The 1,478-nt window shown below is 56.3% G+C and carries 2 protein-coding genes and 1 pseudogene; all 3 read right to left on the bottom strand.

From position 1 onward, the window contains the following. Positions 1-328 precede the first annotated feature (328 nt). Positions 329-655, bottom strand: a complete 327-nt coding sequence (locus ACMX3H_RS19210) for a hypothetical protein (protein WP_415211907.1) — start codon at positions 653-655, stop codon at positions 329-331. 100 nt (positions 656-755) lie between these two features. Continuing rightward, positions 756-1,225: pseudogene (locus ACMX3H_RS19205) on the bottom strand (hypothetical protein). Between the two features lie 43 nt (positions 1,226-1,268). Beyond that, entirely contained in the window at positions 1,269-1,412 is a 144-nt protein-coding gene (locus ACMX3H_RS19200) for a hypothetical protein (RefSeq protein ID WP_415211906.1), read from the bottom strand. Positions 1,413-1,478 lie beyond the last annotated feature (66 nt).

The following is a 1,478-nucleotide window of genomic DNA, read 5'->3' as shown; positions in this document are numbered from 1 at the left end:
TATCATCACCGGATTATCCATGATCTGACAGCCGTCCCTTATAGGATGCGGGTTCACTAGGCATCGTAGTGGAACATATTCTTACCGGGCCATACAACAAACCCACCAATAATTCAAGACGTCCTCCACGGGGCGCTTACGTTGTTTTAACGTAATTGTTCTGCTGATCGCTTATCTGTTCCGGGGTCCAACCGTGCGCCTTGCCGTACTCGGCGATCTGCTGTTGCGCGCTCCCTACTTCCAGTTGGTAACTGACGTTGTCATGCCAAAACCCGGCGGCGCGCGTCTGGCTGTTGGCTATCGTTGATTCAAAATTCCCCTGCTCAACTCACCGACGCTGCCCCAACTCATGGCTTAAACCGGTTCGCTCGAGTTGGATACGCCGCGCTATAGCCTGCTGCTGGAACGGCTCGTGCATATCTGAGGGCAACTCCGCCGCCAGTTTATTGGCGAAATCCTCGTATTGCCGCGTGTAATTACCCGTAGCACCTTCTGCGTTTGTCCCCTGCAACGAAAGCAGTCCGTGTTCGGGGTCATTGACCAGGCCATTGGTGAAATCATCAAGCTGCAGCGTCAACACCTGTAAATGACTTTGGTTTTCCTGCTCGATGCGCCGCTGTTGCTGCTCCGCTACTCCGATGCCTACCGACGCCAAATGCTGCAGCGCATTCGCGGCGCGCCGGTGTTGCCCACGTCAACGCGGGTAGGTTGCGCGGCAGGCGTCGCATTGCCAAAATTTCCCACTGGAATACGCATCAGCGGATCCCCATATTAGCGAAAAGGTTACTTGAAGAGGCGTCTGTCGTCGGGTTAGCTTTCTTCCAGCCTGAGTAAGCCTTTGCCCCTCCCTGTAATAACGCGCTGCCGGCATTGATATATCCCGCTGATGCCGCATTGCTGCCGCTAATGCGGTCGGCTTGCGCCTGCGCCCTGTACCGTGCGCTGGTGTTCATGCCGTTTAATATCGTGATGTAGGCATCCTCTTCCGCATCGCCGGTAATGCCAGAGGTGATGCGTAGCGCAGTGCCCGCACCGGTTTCTACCCCGGAGGCAGCCAGTGCAGCATTCGCCTGCACCGCCTGATGCTGACCCGCCTTACGGATTTTTTCGCCTGCACCTTTGCCGCCGCTTTGGCAGCATCGGCGTCTGCCTCGGCCTGCGCGGCCTGATAATTGGCCATCTTCTGCTGTTGCTGCCCCTGCCCGACGGCCCCGCCTGCCGCCAATACCGACTATGCAACCAGCGCAATCTCGACGCCTGTACACATCTCACACCTCCATCGAATAAAGCAGCCCCGTGCGTGACAAGCCAAGCCGTGAATATAATTCGCCGGTTCGTTCGTAAGCGCCCCGTGGAGGACGTCTTGAATTATTGGTGGGTTTGTTGTATGGCCCGGTAAGAATATGTTCCACTACGATGCCTAGTGAACCCGCATCCTATAAGGGACGGCTGTCAGATCATGGATAATCCGGCGATGA

It is taken from the genome of Sodalis sp. (in: enterobacteria) (genome assembly GCF_047607725.1).
Taxonomy (GTDB): Bacteria; Pseudomonadota; Gammaproteobacteria; order Enterobacterales; family Enterobacteriaceae; genus JBLKSS01.
Note: the sequence above shows the minus strand (reverse complement) of the source record. Positions and strands in the feature narration are given on the sequence as shown.